Origin of the sequence: Variovorax defluvii (assembly GCF_039541515.1) — a bacterium.
GTDB lineage: Bacteria > Pseudomonadota > Gammaproteobacteria > Burkholderiales > Burkholderiaceae_C > Variovorax > Variovorax defluvii.
In genome coordinates this window covers 1-717 of record NZ_BAABGJ010000051.1, presented here as the reverse complement: position 1 = coordinate 717, position 717 = coordinate 1, and the positions used below count along the sequence as shown (strand labels likewise).

Below are 717 nucleotides of genomic sequence, written 5' to 3'. Positions count from 1 at the left end.
GCCCAGTTCACCTGGGAGCACAAGTCCGACTGGGGCTACACCCAGTGGCGCACCGACGCCGCCCACGGCATCGACACGCGCGTGCTGCGCACCGGCATCGACCACGCCTGGAGCGTGGGCGAGACGCAGACGCTGTCGACCTCGCTGGCGCTGGAGGACGCGCGCGAGCAGGGCCTGTCCAGGCGCACGTGGCTGTGGGGCGTGCTGGGCACCACGCCGCTGCCGGGGGGCGCGCGCCTGGACCTGAGCCTGCGCGGCAGCCGCAGCACAGGCGAGGGCGACGCGCGCTTTCTCAACGCCAACGCGCGCCTGAGCTGGCCGCTGGGGCTGGGCTGGTCCGTCATCGCGCAGTACAGCGCCGCGCGCGGGCAGGAGGCGCTCAACCCCGCGGTGGTGTCCGCGCTCACCGCCGCCACGCTGGCGCCGCAGCTGTTCACCTCCTCCAGCCGCAGCTTCATGCTGGCGCTGCGCTACGAGAGCCGCGCCGGCCTGGCCAGCGCGCCCATCGGCGGCGCCCCGGGCAGCGGCGCGGGCCGGCTCGAGGGCCATGTGTTCTTCGACCAGGACAGCAACGGCCGCCGCGAGGCCAGCGAAGGCGGCGTGCCCGGCGTGACCGTGGTGCTGGACCGCCGCTATGTCGCGCGCACCGACGCGCAAGGCTTCTACAGCTTCGCGCAGGTGGCCGCCGGGCCGCACGAGCTCGAACTGATCCAGGAC

General features: G+C 74.6%; 1 protein-coding gene. It reads left to right on the top strand.

Going from position 1 to position 717, the window contains the following annotated elements:
* Window positions 1–717, top strand: a 717-nt coding sequence (locus ABEA07_RS16435; protein WP_345539167.1) for an SdrD B-like domain-containing protein, incomplete at both ends; no start/stop codon positions are given.